Raw genomic sequence first — 25,503 nt, forward strand, 5'->3', positions numbered from 1 at the left:
GCGGAGGTTACAAAGGTATGGACTGCAAAGAACGAAGGAGGTCTCCACCATGCGAAACAGCACAGGTTCGACCTTTGCGTCCACCTTTCACGCGTACATTCGCCGGATCGCCGCGCGGATGAACCAGAGCGCCAACGAGCGCCTGAGCCTGCAACTCGGAAACTCTCCGGTCGCGGTGCTCGGCGTCGGCTGACGGCCCGAACAACACGAAACAGCAGTGGTCCCCGACGGAACGAATCCGTCGGGGACCACTGCTGTTTCGGAGGGTTGTGAACAAGTCGTCGTTCAAGAACGGCCGGCGGACGGCCCGGCGACGACGGTCAGCTCACGCGGTGCAGGCGGAACAGCGGAATCACCCGGGTCGTGCGCTTCTCGTACAACGTGAAGTTCGGCCACACGCCGAGCAGCCGGTCCCACGCGGCGGCGCGCTCGACGCCGGAGAGCTCGGTCGCTGACATCCGCGTCGCCGCCCCGTGAACCTCGACGTCGAACGAATCGGCGGCCCGGATGTTGTAGACCCACGCAGGCGTCCGCGGTCCCCCGAAGTACGAGCCGGCGACGATCCAGTCCTCGCCGTCGGGCGCCGCGAGCACCGGCGTCGAGTGCAGCACTCCGCTCTTGCGGCCGCGCACCGTGATGGTGATCCCGGGCAGTCCGGCGATCCGCAGCAGATCCACTCGGCCGCGCGAGACCTTCTGAAGCACGGTGTCCGCCTTCACGATCCACGGGAGGTACCGCGGCAGCCAGGAGATCGACCCGATCAGGATCGCCAACCGCGTGAGGATCCCCACCGGGTCAGCCGAGGTCTCTGGTGAGCGTGTCGGCCAACAGCCTCGCGACCTCCGCCGGATCGTCCAGATCTCCGCCCTCGGCGAGCACCGCCGTCGCGTACAGCAGCTTGGCGGTCGGTTCGAGAGCCGTGTGATCGTCGCCGTCCGCGTCGAACTTGCTCCGCAGGGCCGTGACGAGGGCGTTGTCCGGATTCAGCTCCAGGATCCGCTTCGACTTGGGCACCGGCTGGCCCGACGCCCGATACAGCTTCTCCAACTGCGGGGTCATCGAGAAAGTGTCCCCGACCAGGCACGCCGCCGACTCGGTCAGCCGCGAACTCAGCCGCGCCTCCGAGACGTCGTCCGCGAGCGTCTCGGCGAGCCAGGACAGCAGCGGTGCGAACTCCTCGTCGCGCTTCGACTTCTCCTCGCCGTCGGCGTCCGCGTCGGCGTCATCGAGGTCGACGACGCCCTTGGCCACCGACACCAGTTGCTTGCCTTCGAAGTCGAGACCGGAGGAGACCCAGACCTCGTCCACCGGATCGGACAGCAGCAGCACCTCGATGCCCTTCGCGCGGAAGGCCTCCAGGTGCGGCGACCGCTCGATCTGCGTCCGCGACTCGCCGGTCATGTAGTAGATCACGTCCTGATCGGGCTTGCACCGCGAGAGGTAGTCGACCAGTGTGGTCGGCTCGGTCTCACTGTGGGTGGACCCGAACACCGACGCCTTGAGGATCGCCTTCGCGTTGTCGTGGTCGTTGATCAGACCTTCCTTGAAGACGCGGCCGAAATTGCTCCAGAAGGTCTGGTAGTCCTCCGGACGACGGTCCTGCAGTTCCTGGACCGACGAGATGACCTTCTTCACCAGACGTCGCCGGATGGCGCGGATCTGACGGTCCTGCTGCAGAATCTCGCGCGAGACGTTCAGCGACAGATCCGCGGCGTCGACCACGCCCTGGACGAACCGCAGATACTCGGGCATCAACTCGGCGGCGTCGTCCATGATGAACACGCGCTTGACATACAGGTGGATTCCGCTGGTGCGCTCGCGCATGAACAGATCGAACGGCGCCTGCGACGGGATGAAGAGCAGGGCCTGGTACTCGAACGTGCCCTCGGCGTGCAGCGAGATGGTCTCGAGGGGCTCGTCCCAGGCGTGCGAGATGTGACGGTAGAACTCGGCGTACTCCTCCTCGGACACCTCGCCGGGCGACTTCGCCCACAGCGCCTTCTGCGAGTTCAGGGTCTCGTCGACCTCTTCGGTCGTGGGCTCGCCGCCTTCCTCGGCGGCAGGCACCTGCTTGGTCACCCGCATGCGGATCGGCCAGGAGATGAAGTCGGAGTACTTCTTGACCAGAGCGCGCAGCACGTTCTGGTCGGCGTAGTCGTGGACCGCGTTCTCCTCGTCGACGGCCTTGAGGGTGAGGGTGATCGACGTGCCCTGCGGAGCGTCGGGGGCCTCGTCGAGGGTGTAGGTCCCGTCGCCGGTCGACTCCCAGCGCGTTCCGACGGTCTCGCCGGCCTTGCGCGTGACCAGTTCGACGCGATCGGCGACCATGAACACCGAGTAGAAGCCGATGCCGAACTGGCCGATCAGTTCCCCGGCGTCCTTGGCGTCGGTCTCGGCGAGCTTCCGGCGCAGTTCATCGGTGCCCGACTTCGCCACGGTGCCGATCAGGTCGACGACCTCCTCGCGCGACATGCCGATGCCGTTGTCGGACACGGTCAGCGTCCGAGCGGAGGCGTCCGGGGTCAGCCGGATGTGCAGATCGGAGATGTCGACGTCGAGGTCCTTGTCGCGCAAGCCTTCCAAGCGGAGCTTGTCGACCGCGTCCGACGCGTTGGAGATCAGTTCGCGAAGAAAGCTGTCCTTGTTCGAATAGATCGAATGAACCATCAGATCCAGCAGTTGGCGTGCCTGGGCTTGGAACTCGTACACCTGCGAGGTCACCGCGTAACTCCTCATCGTTGAGCTGATTTCGCGCCGCTGAGTGTACCGGGGCGGCTGCGCGTACTGTGAAGGGCGTGTCTGGGGTTCCACGTGCTCTGTTCGTCCACGCTCATCCCGACGACGAGTCGTTGTGGACCGGCGGCACCATGGCACGACACGCCCGGCGCGGCGGCGAGGTCTCGCTGGTGACGTGCACGTGGGTGCCCGGGACCGCGCGCCACGGCGAGTTGCTCGACGCCGCCCGCGAACTGGGACTGTCTCGCGAGCCCATCATGCTCGGCTACGCCGACAGTTTCGTCCCCGAGTCCGCGCCCGGCGCGACTCCGTTCGTCTCAGCGCCCTTCGACGAGCAGGTCGCGGCTCTGGTGGCACACATCCGGGAAATCAAGCCGCACATCCTCGTCACCTATGACGCCTACGGCATGTACGGCCACCCCGATCACATCCACGCCAACCGGCTCACGTGCGCCGCGGCCGACGCCGCGGCGATCGGCGCCTACCGCCCCGACGCGGGCGAGCCCTGGCAGGTCCGTTCGCTCTACTTCATCACCATCCCCGAGACCACCGTGACCACGTTGAAACCGCACCTCACCGAGGACTCGCATCTTCCCGTGTCCGGGACGCCCAGCGACCGGATCGACCTCGCCGTCGACATCGACGACTGCCTCGGCAGCAAGATCCGCGCGATCGTCTCGCACAAGACGGAGATCGCGCGCAGCGCGTCGATGAAGGCCTTCGGAGCACTCCCCCGCGATCCGCAGCGACTGTTTCTGCAGTGGGAGTCGTATCTGCGGCGCGATCTCGTTCCGGGCGGAGCCGAGCTCGCCTGACTCCCGGCTCAGGCCGGCGACACGACCTCGACGAGATCGGTGCGCAGCCCTGACGCCCGCGCCACCCGGCGGCCGACGGCGGCGCGCAGGGATTCCGGTGTGCCGACGATGTTCACCTCGCGCTCGGCGCGGGTGATCGCCGTGTAGAGCAACTCCCGCGTCAGCAGTTCCGCGTCCGGGGGCGGGAGGATCACGGTGACCGTGCCGAACTGGCTGCCCTGACTCCGGTGAATGGTCATGGCGTAGACCGGAATCGCGTCGGCGAGCTGACTCGGGTGAAGCCGCTTGATCTCATGACCGCGTTCGAAGACCGCGGCGAGCCCGCCTGCATCGTCGATTACCACTCCGGAATCGCCGTTGTAGACGTCCTGCGTCCGGTCGTTCGCGGTCACCAGCAGCGGTTCGCCCGGATACCAGCGGCCCGTTCCGGCCGCACCGCCGAGGTCGTCGCTGATCCAGCCGATCACCCGTCTGGACCAGCCCGCGACCCCGAAGGGACCGTCCCGGTGCGCGCACAGCACGCGGTGCCCCCGGAGTGCCACCACGGCGCCGCGGGCGTCGCCGCTCCGCGCCGCCTCGCGCAGGCTCCGTGCCCAGCCCACGGCTTCGGTCCGCACCACGTCGGCGTCATCCGGATCGATCAGCCGGACCGGATGCTCCGACCGCGCGCCGTGGCCGATGAGCTCGATCACCCGCTCCGCGTCGCCGGCGTTGACCGCTTCGGCGACCTCGCCGATGCGGTCTCCGTAGCGGTGTCCGCGGCGCAGCGTGATGACGCCGCGTGCCAGTGCGGAGGTCTCCGCCGAATCGAAGTCGGCCGCCGCGAGATCGCACACAGCCGTGAACGCGTCCGGAAGCACGGCGCCGGCCCCCGCGGTCACATCCCGGTCGACGAGGTCAGCGAGAACCGCGCCCGCCTCCACCGACACCAGCTGGTGCGGATCGCCGACGAGGATGAGCCGGGTGTCGGCGCGCAGCGATTCGAGCAGACGGCACATCATCGTGACCGGGAGCATCGAGGTCTCGTCGACCACCACGACGTCGAAAGGCAGACGGTTGCCCGCCCCGCGGACGAACGTTCCGTCCGGCCGAGATCCGAGCAGGCGATGCACGGTCACCGCGGCGGGGTCACTCCGCAGGGTCTGGTGTTCGCGGCGGTACTCCCCGATCGCCGTCTGCAACTGGGCCGCGGCGCGTCCGGTGGGCGCGCACAGCCCGATCCGGAGGTCGCCGCCGAACAGCGTCTCCATCACGGCCAGGATGCGAGCGACCGTGTACGTCTTCCCGGTACCGGGACCGCCCGCGAGGACGGTGGTCCACGAGGTGGCCGCCAGCGCCGCGGCGGCACGCTGGCGGTCGTAGCCGCCAGTGTCGCCGGCCCCGAACGCCGCATCGAGCGCCGCCGTCAGCGCGGCTGCGTCGACCGCGGGCCGGCTCGCGGCGCGTGCGTCGAGGATCTGCCGGATGCTCTGTTCCTGCCGGAAGAATTTGCGCAGATACAGCAGCGGGCCGTCGGCCGACTCGGCGAGGGCGAGCGGTCGCAGTGGGCCGGTGCCGCCGCCGATCACCAGCGGCGACGCGGCCAGCGCTGCACGCAGCGCGTCGGGTGCGGGCCACGGCAGCGGCGTCTGGTCGTCACCGGCCGCCGCGAGATCGGCGATCCTGTCCAGCTCGACGCAGGTGGAACCGGTCCGGACGGCACGGACCGCCAGCGCTGCGGCAAGGAGCACCTGCTCGTCGACGGGTCCGCCGCACAGCGCTGCGACGCGCCTGGCGACGTGCACATCGGCGGCGTTCAGCACACCCGCCGCGTTGAACGTCGTGAGCAGATCCGATCCCGAGGCCACACGCTGCGGCGCGCAGCGGTCCGACAGTGCTCCGGCGGTCGCGGACGGGTCGGTCATCGCCCCACTCCTTCCGTTCGGCCGGCGAGGAGCTCCGACATCTCGACGATCAGGGCGGGCGGCAGGTCCCATTGAAAGACGCCGCAGCCGGGCGGAGTCTGCGGACCGGCCATCCCGCGCACGAAGTGATACTGCACCGGACCCAGGTGCCGTGCGGGGTCGTAGCCGGCGAGCCGCCAACGCAGATAGCGGTGGAGTGCCACCGAATACAGCAGTGCCTGCAGCGGATAGTGCGCGGACATCATCTCCTCTGCCATCGCCTCGCGACCGAAGTCCTCGACCGCCAGATCCCCCGGACGCAGGCGGTTGGTCTTGTAGTCGACGACCACGAATCGGTTCTCGGCGGTCCGCAGCACCGAGTCGATGCTGCCGGTGAGATAGCCGATGAAGGTCTCGTCGGAGACCGTCCGGACCATTTCCGCATACGGTGCCAGCGGATCGTCGCCCGGCAGATGCCGCGCGAGCAGATCTCCGACCTCCTCGAGGCCGAACCCGCCGGCGGTATCGGACAACGGCAGTTCGAAGTCCATCTCGGCCAGTCGCGCGCCGGGTTCGATGCTCCACAGATCGCCGAATCCCAGAGGTGTGGTGAGCACCCCGATCAGCGCGCGGGCGAGAACATCGACGTCGATCTCGACTCCCCGTGCCGCGGCGCCCTGCACGCACATCTGACGCACGTGCGCCGCCATATCCGGCTCCGCGGTGTCCACATGCTCGAGTACTTCGTGGACGAGGGTTCCGAATCCGGCGCCGAAGGGCAGCCCGTTCATCAGCGACGGTGTGCCCACGACTTCTCCGGACACCGCACCTGCCTCCGCCCGCGCGTCATCGGGCTCGTCGGGCCGCAGCACGTCCTCGGGTTCGCTCCCCGCCTGAACCGGCGAGGCTGGTCCGGGCGTCTCGGCGTGGAATGCCGCGTGCGCCGCGGCCACGATGGCCGAATACGACGTTCGGCGCCACCGTTGATCGATGCTTCTCGTGAACCGTGCCACGCTCAGTTCCGGAGGCGTGCCCGCGTCGGACGGAGGGCGCCACTCGGTGCGGCCGCGGCGACCCGCCGGTTCCACGACGACCGAGGGGTTCCCGGCTGCGACGCCGCGCAGAGCGCCGACGCACTCGGTGTCCCCGGCCGGGATCGGCACGGTGTCCGGAATCGGCGACAGGTCGCCCGACCGTGCGGCCAGTCGACGCTCGTCGGCGGTGAAGAGCAGCCGGTGCAGGGCCCCGCGCGCGGTCGTCGTGCTCGGCGCCCACCACAGGACCACCTGGCTGCGGGCTCGGGTCGCGGCCACGTAGAGCAGTCGAAGATCCTCACCGGCGCCTTCGGAGCGGGACTGCCGATCGCGGCGCGCATAGCCGCGCGCCTGTTTCCCTCCGACGTCGAGATAGCGGCGATCGCCTTCGTGGAACAGGAAGGTGGCCGGATTCGGGTGGCTGGCGCCGTCCCAGCCGAACGGCACGTAGACGATCGGGAACTCGAGTCCCTTGCTCGCGTGGACCGTCATGATCTGGACGGCCTCGGTGTCGCGGTCGAGCCGTCGCGTCGCGTCACGCTGCTGTCCCCACTGCGAACCCTCGTCGATCTGTCGTCCGAGCCAGTCGACCAGCGTGGCGATCCCGGTCGACGACTCGGTGACATGCCGATTGCACAGTTCGGAGATCTGCAGCACGTCGGTGAGCAGACGCTCGCCTCCGTCGACGCCGAGCAATCGCTCCGCGGTGCCGAACTCGCCGAAGAGCCGTGCGGCCATCGCCGCGAACCCGCCGTCGGCGAAGACGCGACCGAGTTCGGCCAGCCGTCCCGACAGCGCGCCGACACCCGTGTCGCCCTGCCGTTCCAGCGTCTGGGCCGACAGTCCGAGGATCGGCGTCAGCGCGGCCAGACGCACGCGTGGCTGGCGGGACGGCGTATCGATGGCGGACAGGACGTACCACCAGTATCGGGCCGCGGGTGTGGCGAAGATGGAGGTGCCCGAGGTGACGACGGAGGCGATGCCCCGTTCGGCGAGGGCACGCTGCAGCGGTGCGATCGTGCGGTTGGCGCGGAGCAGAACAGCGATGTCGCCGGGTTCGACCGACCGGGCGCCGTAGCCGTCGTCGATGGTCACGTCGCCGCCCAGCACACCCGCGATGTCGTCGGCGACGTCGTCGGTGACGCGCTCGCGGACTTCGGCGACCAAGGGAGTGGTGCCGTCCTGCGTCGTGGTGGTGAAGTCGCCGCGCAGGAATCCGCGGATACGGACCGCGGGCGCGCCGTGGATCCGCGATCCGGAACGGCGCGCCCGAACCGGCTGATAGGCGATCTGTCGGTGACCGAGCGTCGCGCCCTCGAAGAGCGCGCCGAGCCCGTCCACCACCGCGGCGTCCGAACGCCAGTTCACGGTCAGCCGCTGCCGCTCGTCTGCCGCCTCGACCGCGTTCAGGTAGCTCAGCACCTCGGCGCCGCGGAAGGCGTAGATCGACTGCTTCGGATCGCCCACCAGCACCAGCGGCAGGTGATCGTGGAAGCATCGCCTGACGATCTCCCACTGCTGAGGATCGGTGTCCTGGAACTCGTCGATGAGCACGGCCGAGAACTGTGCGCGGATCCGGCGGCACGCCTCATCGCCGATCTCGGCGTCGGTGACGATCTCGAACAGCGCCTGCTGCAGATCGTCGTAAGTGCGGACCCTGGCCAGCCGCTTGCGCAGCGCCGTGTGTGCGCGCGCCTGCTGAGCGATCCACACTCGCAGGTCCGATTCCTCGGTCCGCTCGTCCTCCCGGTCGGGAGCCAGTGCCGCAGCGGGATCGCGGACCGCGGCGACGGCGATCTGCTCGGCTTCGGCGTACCCGGGCGCCGAGTCCGGGTCGCCGGCGAAACGCGCGAGGTAAGCGTCTCGCGCGAGCTCGGCGACCATGTCGTCGACGTTCTCGAGGATCGGGAACTGCTGCTGACGGCCACCGAGGAAGCCGAGGACCGAGAGCATTCGATTGCAGAAGGTGTGGGTGGTCGCCATCGTGGCGGCGTCGAAGTCCGACAGGGCGTCCGCGAGCCGTTGACGCCGCCGTGCGACCTCGTCGGCGTCCGCGTCGGCCAGGAAGGCGATCAGATCGTCGCCGGACGTGCGTGCGGTGGCCCGATCGTGCAGCGCGGCGACGCACTCGGTGAGACGAGAATGCGTCCGGTCCCGCAATTCGGCGGAGGCCGCGTTCGAGAACGTCGCCATGAGCAACTCCGACACCGGGACGCCGCCGGCGATGTAGCGCACGGCCAGCGCGACGATCGCGTAGGTCTTGCCGGTGCCCGCGCTGGCCTCGAGGACCAGCGTCCCGGTGGGCAGCGGTCCGGTGAGATCGAAGGCGGTGTCGCTTCCGAGTGCCGTCATCGGTCCTCCTCGTGCGCCAGGAGCGACCCGAACAGGGCCGCGGCGAGTCGGATGTACATGTCGGTCGCGTCGTCGCCGGGCAGCAGACCCGCCACGGACGACAGCGCCTCCGGCTGCGGCACCGCCGCGGCCATCGTCTCGAATCCGACCGCCGCGCCGGGATCCCCGTGGAAGACGAGCCCGGCGTACCGGTTCTGATCGCCGTACGACTTCTTGTACGCCCACTCGGCTCGACGCCGGGCCTTCGCCGGGTCGCCCGACCTGCCGAACTCCGACGCCGCGGCCACCGCGGCATCGAGGGTCAGGCCGATCGGCGCGGTCAGTCCCGCGTCACGGATGGCGACGAGCACCGCCAGCAGGTCCCCTGCGTCGTCAGGGGTGCGGATTCGACTCACCTTGGCCGACGGGTACCGACCGGAGGCACTGCCGACGACGACGGCTTCGGCGACGTCGCGGTCGGAACCGGCCCGGATCGCCAGCAACCGGATCCAGGCCGCGAGGCGATGCTTGGGCCCGAGCCGCGAATAGCTGACGGGCACCAGCCTGCCGGCGAAGACGTCTCCGACCGTCCCGTACACCCGGCGGCCGTCGGGCAGCACCACGCGGACGTCGACGGCGTCGGCGGAATCGTCACGATAGCCGTGTGCGGCAGTCGCCACCGCCTGCGCCTTGTCGCAGATGGGACCGAACTCTCTGGTTCCGAACGCGAAGGGCGGCAGACTGCCGCGCCGCAGTTCGGCTCCCTGCGCGGCGTGCGGATCCGCACCGCTGAGCAGCGCGTCGAGGTAGCGGTTGCCCACGCCCCACCGTTCGAGACCGTCCAACTCCACGGCGAGTTCGTCCCGATGTTCGTCGGCCTGTTCGGGCAGCCCCACGCCGAGACGCTGCCGTGCATGACCTTCCACCGGTGCGGCCAGAAAGCTGATGAGCTCGTCGAGGTCGACGTCGGCATCGCCCGGCGCCCGCGGGAGTCTCTCATCGGCGATCACCGGCAGCGCGGGTCCCCGCTCGCGGCATCGGGTGAGTGCGCTCAGAGCACGGGCGCCCGGAAGCAGGGCCGCGTCGTAGCTGAAGGGCCCGGAACCGTCGTCGACGAAGTTCCGTTCGTCGAACGCGTGCAGGGTGTGCCGGTACAGCACCGGAACCGGATCGCCGACGCCGAGCCCGAGCACCCCGCGCACGGCGTCGAGCAGCTCGGAGACCACCACCGCCGGCGGCGTCCGGGCACCGGTCAGCGCATCGGCGCCGGTGTAGAACACCAGCAGGTGCTCGGTCGCCGCACAGATCGCGTCGAGGAACACCTGGCGGTCTTCGTCGCGCACATTCCGTTCCCCCACCATCGGCGCCACCTGGAGGATGTCGTCGCCGTCGACGGCCCCGGCCCGCGGGTATTGACCGCTGTCCATGCCGAGCACCACGATCACCCGATGCGGCACCGAGCGCATCGGCACCATCGAGCACACGGTCAGCTCGCCGGTGCAGAAGTTCGATCGCGTCGGACGCGCGATGAGCAGCTGCGCCATCAGATCGCGCATGTCGGCGAGCTCGAGTTCGGACTCCGGGGTTCCCTCGGGAACCGAGAGCGCATCGGTGAGCATGCCGACGGCTTGCGCCCGCTGCCACTCGGTCTCCGAGTCGGTGTGGGTCAGCAGATCGGCGGCGTGGATCATCGTTCGCAGCCATTGACCGGAGGCATGGGGTTCGGACACGGTCTCAAGCAGTGTGGTCAGGCGCTCGGCGAACTCGGCGAATCTTCCGGCGAGATCGGTGTCCGTCGAATCGATTCCCGACAGTGGCAGAGCGGTGGCGAGCCACTCGTTCTCCGCTTCCTCGGCGACCACGCCCAGCAGGATGCGGTCGAGCCCGGTCCGCACGGTGCCCTGGGGGAAACCGCCGAGCCCGAATCGGCGCCGCTGGGTCTCGTCGACGCCCCACCGGATACCTGAGCGCTGGACCCAGCCGGTGATCGTGTCGACATCGTCGTCGGTGAAGCCGAACCGGCGGCGCACCGGCTCCGTCGCGGCCAGATCGAGCAGATCGCCGGCCCGGACCCGGCCCGCCGCGAGGTCGAGGACGCGGGCGAGCACGTCGAGCACCGCGTTCTGCGCACGGATGCCCCGATCGGCGAGCCGCACGCGCAGCGAGAAGGCCGGATGGTCGCCGACGCGGCTCGACTGCCCGAAGACCCCGCCGATCAGCGGTGCGTACGCCTCCACGTCGGGACACATGATGAGCACATCGCGCGGTTCCAGAGTCGGGTCGGCGTCGAACAGGTGCAGAAGCCGGTCGCGAAGCACCTCCACCTGGCGCTGCGGACCGTGGCAGGCGTGCACCTCGACGCTGCCGTCGGCACCGGGGTCGAGTCCCTCGCCCTCGGCCGGGCGCCCGGGATCGTCGCGCCTGATGCCGTCCTGAAGCGCACCCAGCAGTGTCGCGGGACGACGGTGTTCCGCGGAATGGTGGCGGGTGGCGCCGACCGCGGGCGCCAGCACCTCCTGGAGCTCCTGCACGTCCCGGGACAGGCTCGCCAGCAATGGGTGCCGCACGCGCACCGGTCGGCGTTCGGCGCGCAGCCGTCCACTCCGCTGCGGCCCCGCGGTCTGGACCGCCGACCACAGTTCGGGCGAGGGATGCGGAAGATACAAGCCCACCTCGCGCCGCTCCGACAGCGCCGCGAGCACGCTTCGCAGCGTCTGCGGGATCCGCGTGGCCCCGAACAACGAGAGCCGTTCGGGAAGGTCGACGGCGTCCGCGTCGGCGCGCAGACGGTCCACCACGACCGGCAGTTGCTCCGCCAGATGCGGATGCCCCACCTCCTCGCGGACCAGCCGCCACAGCCACGGCTGCCACCGCAGATGCTCGGCGAGTTCTCCTCCCGCACCGTCCGTGTCGGAGCCGGAGGCCCACTCGGCGATCATCGTCGGCCGCTGCCATCCGTACGAGGTGAACAGTGCGGCGATGGTCGACGCGGTCGAGAGCCGACGTCCGCGATCGGCGCGGGCGTCTCCGGTCCCGAGATGTGTGGCGAGAACGCGGAGCACGGGATCGTCGATGTGGCCGTCCACCACCCGCAGCACCGGCCATCGCAGACGATCGGCGAACCAGCTCTCGGCGGCCTCGGGATCGTCCGACACGCCGTCGAGCACCTGACGCAGCAGGAACGACGGCGAGTCGAAGGCGATGTTCGCGGCGATGCCGTCGCCGCCGCACGAGGTGCCGAGCCGCAGCGACAGCTGCTGCCGGAGCCAGCGTTCCACTCCGCGCTCGGGGACCGCGACGATCTCGGTCCGCATGGGATCGGCCAGCGGCTGGGACAGGGTGTCGGCGAGCGCCTCCACGAGGCATCCCGCCTGCTCGGCGCGGTGCACGGTCAGCACTGGCGACTCTCCCCTCTGCTCAACTGGCGCTACCGGACTGCTCGGCCGTCTGGGACGGTGTCAGCGGCGCCGCCGGAACTCCACTTCCCCGCCGGTGTGTTCGGCGAGCCCCGCACGCACCGCCTCCGGGAGCGGCGCGGGTCGGCCGGTCGCGAGATCCACCACGGCACAGGTGGTCTCGGCGAGCGCAGCGAGTTCGCCGTCCCAGGCGCGGACGCGGTAGCCGTAGTCGAACGACTTCTCGCCGATCCGTGAGATCCAGATCTCGACCTTGGCCGATTCGTGGTGATAGAGGAGCGGAGTGACGAACTCGATCTCCTGCCGCGCGATCAGGAAGCCGAACCGCCGATCGTCCTTCTGGAACCACAGGTGCATGGCCCGGACCCGAGCCTCCTCGAGGATCCGCGCGAACTGCACGTTGTTGATGTGGCTGAGCGGGTCCATGTCACCCCAGCGCAATTGAATCTCGACGACGAACGGTGTGTCGGGCATGCGTGCACCCTATCGCCCACCTCCGACAGTCCGGCCCGCCGGGACGGGTCGGTCGGTGCGCCTCGCCGACGGACCCGAAGTCGCGCCGCGATGTCGGTCGTCGCCGATACACTCCCCACGTGGACATCGGGACTCGACGACTTCGGCTGCGCCCCGTGGCACCTCACGACGCACCGCTGCTGCACGGCCTGGACGCCGACCCGGTGGTGATGGAGTTCGTCACCGGAGGCGAAGCCACTGCGCCGGCGATGATCACCGATTGGGTCATCCCCCGATCCCAGGCGCAGTTCCGCGAATGCGGAACCGGCCTCTGGGTCGCGTTCGACCGCCGAACCCGGCTGTTCACCGGTTGGGTCTGGCTGCGGGCACCCCGGCATTCGGCGGTGCCGGAGCTGGAGCTCAGCTACCGGCTGCGGCGCGAATCGTGGCACCGAGGACTGGCGACCGAGGCGGCGTCCGCACTGATCTCGGTCGCCTTCACCGAGACCGGGACCGAGCGGATCTTCGCCAGCACTCACCCGGACAACATGCGATCGCAGCGGGTGATGCAGAAACTCGGCATGCGTCTGGCGGCCGAACACCTGCGTCGCGAGCAGTTCGACGACGGATTCACCGGTCACGATGTGGAGTACGAGATCTGCCGAGCCGATTGGCTCCGGACCCGCCGGCCCGCAGCCGTCGCACCGTCCGGACCCCGGCACCGTGCGCGCGGCCCCGGCACCGTCGAGATGACCGCCTGATCGTCGCGGACTACCGTGATCGGTCAGGGGCCCGGCATCACCGAGCATCCGCTTCACCTCGTCATGTGAACCCACCACCCAGGAGACATTCAATGACCAGCAGCCCAGCCACCAGCCTGCGGCGCCGCCGACAGGTGGTGATCATCGGCTCCGGTTTCGGCGGTCTGTTCGCGGCACAGCGCCTCAAGAAGGCCGACGTGGACGTGACCCTGATCGCGAAGACCACCCATCACCTGTTTCAGCCGATGCTGTACCAGGTCGCGACCGGCATCATCGCCGAGGGCGAGATCGCCCCGGCCACCCGGGTGGTGCTGCGGAAGCAGAAGAACACCCGGGTCCTCCTGGGCGAGGTGTTCGACATCGATCTCGAGAACCAGGTGGTCCGCTCGCAGTTGCTCGAGCGCGTCACCGAGACCGCCTACGACGACCTGATCATCGCCGCCGGGGCCGACCAGTCGTACTTCGGCAACGATCATTTCGCCGAGTACGCACCCGGCATGAAGACCATCGACCACGCACTGGAACTGCGCGGCCGCATCCTCGGCGCCTTCGAGCAGGCCGAGCTCTCCAACGATCCGGCCGAGCAGAAGAAGCTGCTGACCTTCGTCGTGATCGGTGCGGGCCCGACCGGTGTGGAACTGGCGGGTCAGATCGCCGAGATGAGCGACAAGACGCTCCGCGGCGCGTTCCGCAACATCGATCCGACCGACGCGAACGTCATCCTTCTCGACGCCTCGCCCGCCGTTCTTCCGCCCTTCGGCCCCAAACTCGGCGAGAAGGCGCGACGCAGGCTCGAACGCCTCGGCGTGGACGTGCAACTCGGTGCGATGGTGACCGATCTCGATTACGACGGTCTCACCGTCAAGGAGAAGGACGGCACCACCCGGCGCATCGAGAGCCAGTGCAAGGTGTGGTCGGCCGGTGTGCAGGCCAGTTCGCTCGGCAAGGTGCTGGCCGATCAGTCCGACACCGAACTCGACCGCGCGGGCCGGGTGAAGGTGGGACCGGACCTCACGATCCCCGGTCATCCCAACGTCTTCGTCGTGGGCGACATGATGGCGGTCGACGGCGTCCCCGGAGTCGCGCAGGGCGCGATCCAGGGCGGCCGGTACGCCGCCGACGCGATTCTCGCGGAGATCCGCAAGGGGCAGACGCCCGACCAGCGCAAGCCCTTCAGCTACTTCGACAAGGGCTCGATGGCCACCGTCTCACGCTTCAGCGCCGTGATGCAGGTGCCGATCCCCGGAACCAAGTGGAAGTTCGAGAGCGAGGGTTACATCGCCTGGCTCGGCTGGCTCGCACTCCACTTGGTGTACCTGGTGGGCTTCCGCAACCGGTTGAACACCATCATCAACTGGTTCTTCGCCTTCAACACCCGCGGGCGCACTCAGCTGGCGGTCACCGAGCAGCAGGTGTACGCGCGGACCGCCCTCACCGAACTGTCCTATCTCGAACGGCTCCGGCTGGCCGAGGCCGCCCGCGCCGACGGCGACGGCCCCGAACGGACCGACACTGCCGGCTGACCGATCGTTCCCGTGACCCGGGCCCTCTCGCCGCGGCGAGAGGGCCCGATCGGCATTCTCAGCCCGCGGGTGTCTCGATGTTCTGCAGGCGGACCCGCGACTGCGCGACGAGCCTGCCCGTCTGATCGGTGATGTCGACCTGCCAGAGCTGCTGGCGGCGGCCCCGGTGAATCGGGCTGGTCGACACCGACAGCGTCCCGCTCGACACCGAGCGGAGGAAATCGGTCGAGTTGTTCGCACCGACGGCGGTCCCGCCGAGTCCGCTCTCCTGCAGCCAGCAGAAGGCGCTGATGCTCGCGGCGCTCTCGGCCAGTGCGCAGTACACACCGCCGTGAGTGATGCCGAAGGGCTGATGGTGGATCTCGGAGAGTTCCAGCGTGCCGCGCAGTCCCTCGCCGTCTGCGTGGGTCACGGTGAAGCCGAGGAGTCGGTCGAGGCCTCGGGCCTCGGTCGGGTCGATCGCAATTGACGTCTCTTCCATACGTGAACCCTGCCACTGCCGGCAGGCCAGACGCCAGTGACCCCCGCGCTCCTCATCGAACACGGGGGTCACCGTCGCGGATCGGGGGTCTCTGCAGCCCTCAGGACTCTCACGCGATCCTTGGTGATGAATGTAGGCTAACCTTAGTTTCGTGTCAACACGGTCCGCCGCAGAGCCGACGGGAACTCCTTCCCCGCCTCACGCGTTACACAATCGTGAGCGATGGCGGCCTCGACCGACACGAACCATGACCGGCACGAAGCGGAGAAATCAGGGAGTCGACGTAAGATGAAGAAGATGAATGGATTGGGCGATCTCGAGCGTGCCGTCATGGACACCCTGTGGGCGTCCGCGACGCCACAGACCGTGCGTCAGGTGCATGCCGAACTGGCCAAGAGCCGCACTCTCGCGTACACGACCGTCATGACCGTGCTGCAGCGTCTCACCAAGAAGGGTCTGGTTACCCAGATCCGTGACGACCGCGCACACCAGTACACGGCCACCTCGCCGCGCGAGGACCTCGTGGCCAAGCTGATGGTCGACGCACTCAGTTCCGCCGACGCCCCGGACTCGCGTCACGCGGCCCTCGTCTCGTTCGTCGGACGAGTCGGCGCGGACGAAGCCGCGGCACTGCGCGAAGCTCTCGATGAGCTGGAAACCACGCGCGGCAGCCACAGTTGACTACCCTGACATGAGATCACCGACTCCGACGACCTGGGGAGGGCCATGACGGCGCTGCTGTTCGGCATCCTCACGATCGCCTTGGTCGGACCGATCCCCGCTTCCCTCTCCCGCGCCACCTGGCCGCTCTACGCTCCGCGTGCGGCGATGGCCCTGTGGCAGTCGATCGCCCTCGCAGCCGTGCTGTCGGCATTCAGCACCGGGCTCGCGATCGCCGCCAACCTGCTCTCGCCCGGGCCCAACGGTGCGCCGACCAGCAATCCCATCGAAGAGATCCACCGGCTCGGCTGGTTTCTCTGGACGGTCTACGTCGCGGTCTTCGCGCTGACCTTCCTCATCGGCGCGCGCCTGATGTACACCGTGATCCGCGTCGGCATCCGCACGCGGGCGCGACGCAATGCGCACCGCACGCTCATCGACCTGGTCGACAACGCCGACCGCAGGCTCGCGGCCGGGCGCGACATCCGGATCCTCGACGTCCCCGCGCCGCTCGCCTACTGCCTGCCCGGACTGCGCAGGCGAGTAGTCCTCAGCGAAGGGGTGCTGGCTCGACTCGACGAGCGCGAGCTGACCGCCGTCATCGAACACGAACGCGCACACCTGCGGGCCCGGCACGATCTGGTGCTTGAGGCATTCATCGCGCTGCACGAGGCCTTCCCCCGATTCGTCCGGTCCAAGTCCGCGCTCGGGTCGGTGGAACTGCTGGCCGAGGCCCTGGCCGACGATCAGGCCGCGCGTGCCACCACTCCCACCACTCTCGGCCGCGCACTGGTGGCCTGCGCGGACGCGACCGCACCTCGCGGCGCCATGGCGGTCGGCGGCCCGACCACCCTCGTCCGCGTCCGGCGGCTCTCATACATGCACTCCGCACGCCGCATCTCGGCGACGGCCTACCTGCTCGCCGCGGCCATCCTGGTCGTTCCGACCCTCGCGGTGGCCATCCCCTGGCTCACCGAGCTCAGCCGCCTCATCGCCCACCACTGACGACCGCCGAGACGCTGTGACATGAAAGGTTCCCCGTGCGCTTCCTGGACGGCCACGCACCGCACTACGACCTGACTTACGACGACGTCTTCATCGTTCCGAACCGGTCGTCGGTGGCCTCGCGGTTCGACGTCGACATGTCGACCTCCGACGGCACCGGCACCACCATCCCGCTGGTGGTCGCCAATATGACGGCGATCGCCGGAAAGCGGATGGCCGAGACCGTGGCGCGACGCGGCGGCCTGGTGGTGCTTCCGCAGGACGTGCCGCTCGGTGTCGCGGCCCGGACCATCGCCTACGTCAAGAATGCGCACCTGGTGGCCGAGACGCCGGTCACCCTCTGCGCGACCGACGTGATGGCGCATGCGCAGGCACTGATCCCGAAGCGTTCGCACGGCTACGCGGTGGTCCTCGACGGACGTCGGCCGATCGGACTGATCCCACGCGCGGCGCCCGGACACGAGATCGACCTCTTCACCGATGTCGCCTCGGTCGCCGAGCCCGTGCCGGTGACCCTGCCCGCCGAGACCGACCCCCGGCTTGTCTTCGACGCGCTGGTCGAGGCGAACGCCGACCTGGCCGTACTCACCGACGGAGCCGGCGAGCTCGCCGGCGTGCTGACCCGCCTCGGCGCGCTCCGGTCCGGTATCTACCGCCCCAACGTGGACGCCTCGGGCAGGCTCCGGATCGGTGCCGCGGTCGGCATCAACGGGGACGTGGTCGGCAAGGCCCGCGCACTGGTCGAGGCCGGGGCCGACCTGCTCGTCGTCGATACCGCTCACGGACATCAGGAGAAGATGATCAGTGCGCTCGCCGCAATCGCGGGCGCCGATCTCGGCGTCCGGCTGGCCGCGGGGAATGTGGTGTCCGCACAGGGCACGCTCGATCTGATCGAGGCGGGCGCCGACATCGTCAAGGTCGGTGTCGGCCCGGGCGCGATGTGCACCACGCGGATGATGACCGGCGTCGGCCGGCCACAGTTCTCGGCGGTCGCCGAATGCGCCGCCGTCGCACGCGAGCACGGTGCGGCGGTGTGGGCGGACGGCGGCATCCGGCACCCGCGGGACGTGGCGCTGGCGGTGGCGGCCGGCGCATCGAATGCGATGGTCGGTTCCTGGTTCGCCGGAACGTACGAGTCGCCGGGCGACCTGCACGCCGACTCCGCAGGCGAATACAAGGTGAGCTTCGGCATGGCGTCGAAACGCGCCGTCGCCGCGCGTTCGTCCGCCGACGCCGCATACGATCGTGCCCGGAAAGCGCTGTTCGAGGAGGGCATCTCCTCCTCGCGCATCCGTATCGACCCCGACCGCCCCGGAGTAGAGGACTTGATCGACCACATCTGTTCAGGAGTCCGCAGCACCGCGACCTACGCCGGTGCCTCGACTCTGCAGGAATTGCACGACAAGGTGGTACTGGGCGTCCAGTCCGCCGCCGGTTTCGCCGAGGGACGCCCGCTCCCGGGTGGTTGGTGACCCGCGCCGGTGAACGTATTCGTCATCATCGCGAGTCTGGCCGGATTCATCGCGCTGACGCTGGGCACGGCGCTGTTCGTCGCCGGAGAGTTCTCGCTGACCGCGCTCGAACGGTCCACCATCGCGGGCGACGTCGCGCGTCGCGGCGATCGCCGTGCGCGAGCCGTCGACCGAGCGCACCGATCCCTCTCCTTCCAGTTGTCGGGCGCCCAGCTGGGCATCACGATCACAACGCTGATCACCGGTTACATCGCCGAACCGGTGCTGGCGACCCTGTTCGCGCCCGTGCTGGAGGCGATGAGGATTCCGGACGGAGTCGCCGACGGCATCTCCCTGGCGCTGGCCCTGATCATCGCCACCTCGCTCTCGATGGTCCTCGGTGAGCTGATACCGAAGAACCTCGCGATCACCAAGCCGCTGGCGGTCGCGCGCGCCACCGCCACTCCCCTCGCGATGTTCTCCTCGTTCTTCCGGCCGGCGATCAACGGCCTCAACGGCTCGGCGAACGCACTGGTGCGGCGCCTGGGCATCGAGCCCACCGAAGAACTCGGGTCGGCGCGGTCGGCTGCCGAACTCGCCGCGCTGGTGCGCAACTCCGCGCTGCGCGGGGCCCTCGACCCCGACACCGCGACTCTCGTCGACCGGTCGCTGCGTTTCGGCGATCTCACGGCCGCGGACCTGATGACTCCCCGCGTGCGGATCGAATCGCTCGAACCCAACGACTCGGTGCGCGATCTGATCGCCGCCGCTTCCCGGACCGGCCACTCCCGGTTCCTGATCGCCGAAGGCGGCGACCTCGACAACCTCGTCGGCGTCGTCCACATCAAGCAGGCCTTCACCCTGCCGCCGCAGAGCCTCGCGACCACGTCGCTGCGGTCGCTGGCACGCCCGATCACCCGGGTCCCGGACAGCCTCGACGGCGACTCGCTGATGGATCGCATCTCGTCGAACGGCCTCGAGGTCTGCGTGGTCATCGACGAGTACGGCGGCACCGCGGGCCTGGTGACGTCGGAGGACATCGTCGAGGAGATCCTCGGCGACGTCACCGACGAGCACGACGTCGAGGAGTCGGACGTGACTCCGGTCGGCAACGGCTTCCGCTGCTCCGGGCTGCTGCGGCTCGACGAACTGCAGAGCGGCACCGGCTACCGCGCACCCGAGGGGTCGTACGAGACGCTCGGCGGACTGGTGATGTTCTGCCTCGGCCGCATTCCGCGCACCGGCGACATCGTCGACCTTCCGCAGCGCGAGTCGGCCGGCGAGAACTTCCTCGACGAACCCGAACCCCGATGGCGCGCGACCGTGGTGCAGATGGATCAGCGCCGCGTCGACAAGGTGTGGATGACGATCATCGACGGCAGTGCCGAGCCCGGCGGGACGGAGGCGTCCCGTGGGTGACTGGTGGGGAATCCTGCTGACGGTGGTGCTCCTGGCCGCCAACGCCTTCTTCGTCGCCGGCGAGTTCTCGCTCATCGCGGCGCGGCGGGACCGGCTCGTCGCCCTCGAGGAATCGGGAAAGAAGCGTGCCCGCACGGTGATCGAGGCCTCCGAGCATCTGTCGCTGATGCTCGCGGGCTCGCAGCTCGGAATCACGATCTGTTCGATCCTGCTCGGTCGGGTCGCCGAACCGGCCATCGCCCATCTGATCAGCGCACCGCTGGATCTGATGCGCGTGCCGAGTCAGCTGCTGCACCCGATCGCCTTCGCGATCGGTCTGGCGATCGTGGTGATCCTGCACATCCTGCTGGGTGAGATGGTGCCGAAGAACATCGCGCTCGCCGGCCCCGAGACCGTGGCGATGCTGGTGGTTCCGGTGCACCTGGTCTTCATGCGCGTCGCACGGCCGCTGATCTGGTTCTACAACGCGTTGGCGAACATCTCGCTCAGGGCGATGCGCGTCGAGCCCAAGGACGAGTTGGCGACCACGGTCAACGAGGCCGAGCTGGCCGACATGATCGGCGAGTCCCGGGAGCTCGGTCTGCTCGACGCCGACGAGCACGAGCGGCTCACCCGCGCACTGACGACCGTCGAACGGACGGTGGCCGAACTGATGATCCCGCTGAGCACGGTGCGCAGCGTGCGCGTTCAGCTCGACGCATCGACGGGCGGACTCGGTCCCACACTCGGTTCAGTCGAGCGTGCGGTGCGCGAGACGGGTTACTCCCGCTTCCCCGTCCGCGGGTTGGACGGCTCGTTCATCGGCTACCTGCACATCAAGGACGTGCTCGACGACATCCTCGATCCGGCCGTCGGCCCGGAGTCGATCATCGGTGTGGACCAGATTCGGCCGCTGCCGAAGATCGGTTCGGCGACACCGCTGGACGAAGCCACCGTCGTGCTCCGCCGCACCAGCGCCCACCTCGGGGCGGTCGTCGACACGGCGGGCACGATCATCGGGGTTATCGCACTCGCCGACCTCGCGGAGGCCTTCGTCGGCGACCTCCGCGACTCCACGCACCGCATCTGATGCAGCGGCAGGAGACGCTGTCGCGCCCGGAGTGGCAGTCCCGGGCCGACGCCCACCGGGAGCGCGTCGAGACCCTCATCGGTCCGTATCTGCGGATGCGGAACGAAGGACGCAAGCACCCGGTCATCGACTTCCTGTTCACCTACTACTCGGCCCGCCCCGGTCAGGTGCTGCGCTGGCATCCCGGCTACGGTGTGCGGCTGGCCCAGGCCCACCGCTACTCCGGTCTGCGTGGCTACCGCGTCGATGTCGACGGCACCGCAGAGGTGACGCGCGAACATCTCGAGTCCCGGGTCCGGCTGCTCACCGACACCGTCCGCATCACGCGGGCGACGGCGAACCGCGCACCGCGCCTCGGTTGTCTCGGCCTGCACGAGTGGGCGATGGTGTATCGCGCCGACGAGACCCGTCACGAACTGCCGCTCCGGCTCGGCGCGCGCGGCACCGACGCCGTGGTCGAGGAGAGCACACTCGCGTGCACGCACTTCGACGCCTTCCGGTTCTTCACCGCGGACGCGGTCGGGCGCAACGCCACCGCCCTGAGTCGAGCCGGAGCCGTCGACAACGAGCAGCCGGGCTGCCTGCACGCGACGATGGACCTGTACCGCTACTGTCTGCGCCTCACGCCACTGCTCCCGGCGGACCTGCTGGCCGACTGCTTCGAGCTGGCCCTGGACGCGCGGGAACTCGACATGCGAGCCAGTCCGTACGACCTCACCTCGTACGGCTACGCACCGGTGGCCATCGAGACGCCCGAGGGGCGGGCCCGGTACGTCCGCGAGCAGGCGGCTATCGCGCGGCGCGGGCAGGAACTCCGTGAGGCCCTCATCACAACCTGCGACAGCCTTCTCGAATCGGTCGGCCTCGGATAAATACTCGCTGGTAACCCCTTGTAACATGAATGATTGTGGGCGGGCCGCTTCCGGAGTCATCCGGCACGCAGCCGACGTTCCCGCAGTACGCACTCGCAAAGGAAAGGTTGCCATGACCGAACGCGTCACCGTCAACGGATTGCAGGTCGCCGAAGTCCTCTACGACTTCGTCAACAACGAAGCGCTTCCCGGCACGGGTGTAGACGCCGAGAAGTTCTGGGCGGGCGCTGCGGCCGTGATCAACGACCTCGCTCCCCGCAACCGCGAGCTGCTCGCCGTCCGCGACGACCTGCAGGCCAAGATCGACGCCTGGCACCGCGACCACCAGGACTTCGACTTCGACGAGTACAAGGCCTTCCTGACCGAGATCGGCTACCTCGTCCCGGTGCCCGAGGACTTCCAGATCACCACGGAGAACGTCGACGAGGAGATCGCGAACATCCCCGGACCGCAGCTGGTGGTGCCGATTCTCAACGCCCGTTTCGCCCTCAACGCGTCCAACGCGCGCTGGGGCTCGCTGTACGACGCTCTCTACGGCACCGACGCGATCCCGGAGACCGGCGGTGCCGAGAAGGGTTCGTCCTACAACAAGGTCCGCGGTGACAAGGTCATCGCGTTCGCCAAGGCCTTCCTCGACAAGGCCGTGCCGCTGGAGCAGGGCAGCCACGCCGACGTGACCTCGTACACCGTCGTCGACGGCAAGGTCGTCGCCGCGATCGGCGACGCCACCACCACCTTCGCCGACCCGAACGCGTTCGCCGGCTACACCGGCGACGCCGCAGCGCCGTCGGGCATCCTCCTGCGCCACCACGGTCTGCACGTCGAGATCCAGATCGATCCGGAGTCGCCGATCGGCGCCACCGACGCCGCCGGCGTCAAGGACGTCGCCGTCGAATCCGCCGTCACGACGATCATGGACTTCGAGGACTCGGTCGCCGCGGTCGACGCCGACGACAAGGTGCTCGGCTACCACAACTGGCTCGGCCTCAACAAGGGCGACCTGGCCGAAGAAGTCAACAAGGGCGGTAAGACCTTCACCCGCACGCTGAACCCGAACCGGGTCTACACCGCGCCCGACGGCACCGGCGAGGTGGAACTGCACGGTCGTTCGCTGCTCTTCGTCCGCAACGTGGGCCATCTGATGACCAACCCCGCCATCCTCGACGCCGACGGCAACGAGGTCCCCGAGGGCATCATGGATGCGCTGATCACCTCGGCGATCGGCATCCACGGTATGAGCGCCGAAGGTCTGCAGAACTCCCGCACCGGCTCGATCTACATCGTGAAGCCGAAGATGCACGGTCCCGACGAGGTCGCCTTCACCAGTGAACTGTTCGGCCGCGTCGAGGACGTCCTCGGCCTGCCGCGCAACACCCTCAAGGTCGGCATCATGGACGAGGAACGCCGCACGTCGGTGAACCTCAAGGCGTCGATCAAGGCGGCCTCCGAGCGCGTGGTGTTCATCAACACCGGTTTCCTCGACCGCACCGGCGACGAGATCCACACCTCGATGGAGGCCGGCCCGTTCGTCCGCAAGGCCGAGATCAAGGGCCAGACCTGGTTCAACGCGTACGAGGACTCGAACGTCGACACCGGTCTGCACGCGGGTCTGCAGCACAAGGCGCAGATCGGCAAGGGCATGTGGGCGATGCCGGATCTGATGGCCGACATGCTGGAGCAGAAGATCGGTCACCCCAACGCCGGTGCCAACACCGCGTGGGTGCCGTCGCCGACCGCCGCCACCCTGCACGCGCTGCACTACCACGAGGTCGACGTCTTCGAGCGTCAGGACGACATCGCCAAGCGCGAACCGGCGTCTGTGGACGACATCCTGACCATCCCGCTGGCGAAGAGCACCGACTGGAGCGAGGAGGAGAAGCGCGAGGAACTCGACAACAACGCGCAGTCGATCCTCGGCTACGTGGTCCGGTGGATCGATCAGGGCGTCGGCTGCTCGAAGGTGCCGGACATCCACGACGTCGCGCTGATGGAGGACCGCGCGACGCTGCGCATCTCCAGCCAGCTGCTCGCCAACTGGCTCCGTCACGGCATCGTCACCGAGGACGAGGTCGTCGCCGCGCTCGAGCGGATGGCACCGGTGGTCGACCGGCAGAACGCCGGCGATCCCGCCTACCGTCCGATGGCGCCGAACTTCGACGGCAACATCGCCTTCCAGGCCGCCAAGGACCTGATCCTCAAGGGCGCGACGCAGCCGAGCGGGTACACCGAACCGCTGCTGCACGCCGCGCGCCGCGAGTACAAGGCAGCCAACGCCTGATATACACGGAAGGTGCAGACCACCGAGCCCGGACCGGATTCTCGGTCCGGGCTCGGTGCATCGGCCCGCTGGACGCGCATCGGCCTGGCATGACACGAATCGCCGGAGGAAGGACGATCAGTGGCGAAGCACAATTCGGGTGGACGCAGTAGGACTTACATCAGCCGACCGCTGCTGGCATTCGTCCTCGCGATCATTCTGATCGCGGGCATCGTCACGGCGTGGCGTCAACTCGGCGATCGAATCGACGACGAACAGCCGGTGGCGGCCGGTGAGTGCCTCGAGGGACCGGCGAAGATCTCCGTTCTGGCCGATCCCGCGATCGCACCGGGTCTGCAGAGAATCGCGCAGGACTACAACAACACCGAGCCGGTGGTCCGCGACCACTGCATCACCGTGGACGTGCGACCCGCCGACGCCCGCGCGACTCTCGAGGGTCTGACCGCCCAGAAGTGGGACGCGCAGACCTACGGTGATTTCCCCGCCGCCTGGGTGCCCGAGTCGTCCATCTGGTCCGCGGCCCTGCAGACCGCGAAGCCCGACGTGCTCCAGGGCAACCCGGAATCGCTCGTGTCGTCGCCGGTCCGGCTGGCGATGGAGCCCGAGATCGCGAAGGCCGCCGACGGCCGCATCGGGTGGTCCGACCTGCCCGCGCAGACCCGCGCCAATTCCCTCTCCGCGTACGGCAGATCGTCGTGGGGCTCGATGCGCATCGCGATGCCCACCGGCCCGCAGTCGGCCGCGACCGCACTGGGAGCCCAAGCAGTCGCGGCCGCGACCGTCCCGACCCAGAAGCCGCTCACTCTCCGACAGGCGCAGTCACCCGAGGTGGTCGCTGCGCTCGATCAGCTCATGTCGGCTCCGCCGAAAGTCGGGGACGGCTCCATCGACGCCGCCGTCGACTCGATCGCCGGGACCGGCGATCCCTCCGATGCGCCGGTCCGCGCCGTGTCGGTGACCGAGCAGCACCTCTACATGCTCACCAAGGACGACAAGACCGCCCGGGTCGCGGTGGTCGCGCCGAAGGGCCCGACTCCGTCGGCCGACTATCCGGTGGTGAAACTGTCGGGCCAGTTGGTTCCGGCGCACGTCAGCGACGCCGTCTCTCAGTTCTTCACCTTCGCGCGCAAACCGGCCCAGATGCAGATCCTGACCAAGGCGGGTTTCCGCGGTGCCGGGCCGCTGCCTGCACCGACGCCGACCGTGACCTTCGGCCCGATCGCCGACCCGATGCCGCTCCCCGAGCCCGCGGCCGCGGTCGCGATCAGCAAGGTGGTCTACCCGGCGGCGGCGCCGTAACAGCGGGACCGGCGCGA

Annotated in this window: 19 protein-coding genes; 12 read left to right on the plus strand and 7 right to left on the minus strand. The window is 68.9% G+C overall.

Features of this window, described 5'->3' with window-relative positions:
- The first annotated feature begins 49 nt into the window (after nucleotides 1-49).
- The gene (locus ACZ5QD_RS06070) at nucleotides 50-193 is read left to right on the plus strand and encodes a hypothetical protein (RefSeq protein WP_156150511.1); all 144 of its coding nucleotides are present in this window, start codon (nucleotides 50-52) and stop codon (nucleotides 191-193) included.
- A 127-nt stretch (nucleotides 194-320) separates the two neighbouring features.
- On the opposite strand, the gene ACZ5QD_RS06075 is transcribed toward ACZ5QD_RS06070, so the two are convergent.
- Both ACZ5QD_RS06075 and htpG read right to left on the minus strand, forming a co-directional pair.
- Nucleotides 321-791 carry a nitroreductase family deazaflavin-dependent oxidoreductase gene (locus ACZ5QD_RS06075; RefSeq protein ID WP_006895053.1) on the minus strand — a complete coding sequence of 157 codons (471 nt, stop codon included), beginning with the start codon at nucleotides 789-791 and terminating at the stop codon, nucleotides 321-323.
- Between the two features lie 4 nt (nucleotides 792-795).
- Nucleotides 796-2,736: a molecular chaperone HtpG gene (gene htpG / locus ACZ5QD_RS06080; protein WP_039866851.1), complete on the minus strand. Its 1,941-nt coding sequence runs from the start codon at nucleotides 2,734-2,736 to the stop codon at nucleotides 796-798.
- Between the two features lie 50 nt (nucleotides 2,737-2,786).
- On the opposite strand from htpG, the gene ACZ5QD_RS06085 reads away from it, so the two are divergent.
- Nucleotides 2,787-3,551, plus strand: coding sequence for a PIG-L family deacetylase (locus tag ACZ5QD_RS06085; RefSeq protein ID WP_082781325.1), 765 nt, complete (start codon nucleotides 2,787-2,789; stop codon nucleotides 3,549-3,551).
- Between the two features lie 8 nt (nucleotides 3,552-3,559).
- Here ACZ5QD_RS06085 and recD read toward each other — a convergent pair whose 3' ends face one another.
- From recD to ACZ5QD_RS06105, 4 genes are read right to left on the minus strand one after another with little or no spacing between them, the layout of a single operon-like run.
- The gene (gene recD / locus ACZ5QD_RS06090; protein ID WP_464367180.1) at nucleotides 3,560-5,455 is read right to left on the minus strand and encodes an exodeoxyribonuclease V subunit alpha; all 1,896 of its coding nucleotides are present in this window, start codon (nucleotides 5,453-5,455) and stop codon (nucleotides 3,560-3,562) included.
- Nucleotides 5,452-8,820, minus strand: a complete 3,369-nt coding sequence (locus tag ACZ5QD_RS06095) for a UvrD-helicase domain-containing protein (RefSeq protein WP_464367181.1) — start codon at nucleotides 8,818-8,820, stop codon at nucleotides 5,452-5,454. Before ACZ5QD_RS06095 ends, recD begins: the two co-directional genes overlap by 4 nt.
- Nucleotides 8,817-12,197 (minus strand): exodeoxyribonuclease V subunit gamma, encoded by a 3,381-nt coding sequence (gene recC, locus ACZ5QD_RS06100; protein WP_062367704.1) that lies wholly within the window; start codon nucleotides 12,195-12,197, stop codon nucleotides 8,817-8,819. The genes ACZ5QD_RS06095 and recC overlap by 4 nt, the downstream gene beginning before the upstream one ends.
- 60 nt (nucleotides 12,198-12,257) lie before the next feature.
- Nucleotides 12,258-12,689 (minus strand): acyl-CoA thioesterase, encoded by a 432-nt coding sequence (locus ACZ5QD_RS06105; protein WP_062367703.1) that lies wholly within the window; start codon nucleotides 12,687-12,689, stop codon nucleotides 12,258-12,260.
- A gap of 119 nt (nucleotides 12,690-12,808) precedes the next feature.
- Between ACZ5QD_RS06105 and ACZ5QD_RS06110 the strand changes: the two genes are divergently transcribed.
- Both ACZ5QD_RS06110 and ACZ5QD_RS06115 read left to right on the plus strand, forming a co-directional pair.
- A complete protein-coding gene (locus tag ACZ5QD_RS06110; protein ID WP_006895062.1) occupies nucleotides 12,809-13,429 on the plus strand; it encodes a GNAT family N-acetyltransferase in 621 nt (206 codons plus the stop codon).
- Between the two features lie 92 nt (nucleotides 13,430-13,521).
- Entirely contained in the window at nucleotides 13,522-14,952 is a 1,431-nt protein-coding gene (locus ACZ5QD_RS06115) for an NAD(P)/FAD-dependent oxidoreductase (protein WP_006895064.1), read from the plus strand.
- Nucleotides 14,953-15,010: 58 nt separating this feature from the next.
- On the opposite strand, the gene ACZ5QD_RS06120 is transcribed toward ACZ5QD_RS06115, so the two are convergent.
- Nucleotides 15,011-15,433 carry a PaaI family thioesterase gene (locus ACZ5QD_RS06120; RefSeq protein ID WP_045537875.1) on the minus strand — a complete coding sequence of 141 codons (423 nt, stop codon included), beginning with the start codon at nucleotides 15,431-15,433 and terminating at the stop codon, nucleotides 15,011-15,013.
- Between the two features lie 288 nt (nucleotides 15,434-15,721).
- Between ACZ5QD_RS06120 and ACZ5QD_RS06125 the strand changes: the two genes are divergently transcribed.
- The 8 genes from ACZ5QD_RS06125 to ACZ5QD_RS06160 all read left to right on the plus strand — a co-directional run bounded on the left by ACZ5QD_RS06125 (nucleotide 15,722) and on the right by ACZ5QD_RS06160 (nucleotide 25,486).
- Complete coding sequence (locus ACZ5QD_RS06125) at nucleotides 15,722-16,114, plus strand: BlaI/MecI/CopY family transcriptional regulator (protein ID WP_006895066.1); 393 nt, start codon at nucleotides 15,722-15,724, stop codon at nucleotides 16,112-16,114.
- 45 nt (nucleotides 16,115-16,159) lie between these two features.
- Nucleotides 16,160-17,098 (plus strand): M56 family metallopeptidase, encoded by a 939-nt coding sequence (locus ACZ5QD_RS06130; RefSeq protein ID WP_006895067.1) that lies wholly within the window; start codon nucleotides 16,160-16,162, stop codon nucleotides 17,096-17,098.
- Nucleotides 17,099-17,133: 35 nt separating this feature from the next.
- Nucleotides 17,134-18,570 (plus strand): GMP reductase, encoded by a 1,437-nt coding sequence (gene guaB1, locus ACZ5QD_RS06135; protein ID WP_045537873.1) that lies wholly within the window; start codon nucleotides 17,134-17,136, stop codon nucleotides 18,568-18,570.
- Between the two features lie 9 nt (nucleotides 18,571-18,579).
- Nucleotides 18,580-19,968, plus strand: a complete 1,389-nt coding sequence (locus ACZ5QD_RS06140) for a hemolysin family protein (RefSeq protein WP_006895069.1) — start codon at nucleotides 18,580-18,582, stop codon at nucleotides 19,966-19,968.
- Nucleotides 19,961-21,037: a hemolysin family protein gene (locus tag ACZ5QD_RS06145; protein WP_006895070.1), complete on the plus strand. Its 1,077-nt coding sequence runs from the start codon at nucleotides 19,961-19,963 to the stop codon at nucleotides 21,035-21,037. Before ACZ5QD_RS06140 ends, ACZ5QD_RS06145 begins: the two co-directional genes overlap by 8 nt.
- Nucleotides 21,037-21,909 carry a hypothetical protein gene (locus ACZ5QD_RS06150; protein WP_006895071.1) on the plus strand — a complete coding sequence of 291 codons (873 nt, stop codon included), beginning with the start codon at nucleotides 21,037-21,039 and terminating at the stop codon, nucleotides 21,907-21,909. Before ACZ5QD_RS06145 ends, ACZ5QD_RS06150 begins: the two co-directional genes overlap by 1 nt.
- A 112-nt stretch (nucleotides 21,910-22,021) precedes the next feature.
- Nucleotides 22,022-24,187, plus strand: a complete 2,166-nt coding sequence (locus ACZ5QD_RS06155; protein ID WP_222111436.1) for a malate synthase G — start codon at nucleotides 22,022-22,024, stop codon at nucleotides 24,185-24,187.
- Between the two features lie 120 nt (nucleotides 24,188-24,307).
- Complete coding sequence (locus ACZ5QD_RS06160) at nucleotides 24,308-25,486, plus strand: substrate-binding domain-containing protein (RefSeq protein ID WP_006895073.1); 1,179 nt, start codon at nucleotides 24,308-24,310, stop codon at nucleotides 25,484-25,486.
- Nucleotides 25,487-25,503: the final 17 nt, after the last annotated feature.

The sequence above is a fragment of the Gordonia sp. J1A genome (assembly GCF_055393515.1).

Coding starts and splice junctions, on each gene's coding strand:
- htpG (WP_039866851.1), bottom strand. CDS start 2,736: ATGAGGAGTTACGCGGTGACCTCGCAGGTGTACGAGTTCCAAGCCCAG.
- ACZ5QD_RS06125 (WP_006895066.1), top strand. CDS start 15,722: ATGAAGAAGATGAATGGATTGGGCGATCTCGAGCGTGCCGTCATGGAC.
- ACZ5QD_RS06070 (WP_156150511.1), top strand. CDS start 50: ATGCGAAACAGCACAGGTTCGACCTTTGCGTCCACCTTTCACGCGTAC.
- ACZ5QD_RS06155 (WP_222111436.1), top strand. CDS start 22,022: ATGACCGAACGCGTCACCGTCAACGGATTGCAGGTCGCCGAAGTCCTC.
- ACZ5QD_RS06120 (WP_045537875.1), bottom strand. CDS start 15,433: ATGGAAGAGACGTCAATTGCGATCGACCCGACCGAGGCCCGAGGCCTC.
- ACZ5QD_RS06115 (WP_006895064.1), top strand. CDS start 13,522: ATGACCAGCAGCCCAGCCACCAGCCTGCGGCGCCGCCGACAGGTGGTG.
- ACZ5QD_RS06130 (WP_006895067.1), top strand. CDS start 16,160: ATGACGGCGCTGCTGTTCGGCATCCTCACGATCGCCTTGGTCGGACCG.
- ACZ5QD_RS06105 (WP_062367703.1), bottom strand. CDS start 12,689: ATGCCCGACACACCGTTCGTCGTCGAGATTCAATTGCGCTGGGGTGAC.
- ACZ5QD_RS06095 (WP_464367181.1), bottom strand. CDS start 8,820: ATGACGGCACTCGGAAGCGACACCGCCTTCGATCTCACCGGACCGCTG.
- ACZ5QD_RS06150 (WP_006895071.1), top strand. CDS start 21,037: ATGCAGCGGCAGGAGACGCTGTCGCGCCCGGAGTGGCAGTCCCGGGCC.
- recD (WP_464367180.1), bottom strand. CDS start 5,455: ATGACCGACCCGTCCGCGACCGCCGGAGCACTGTCGGACCGCTGCGCG.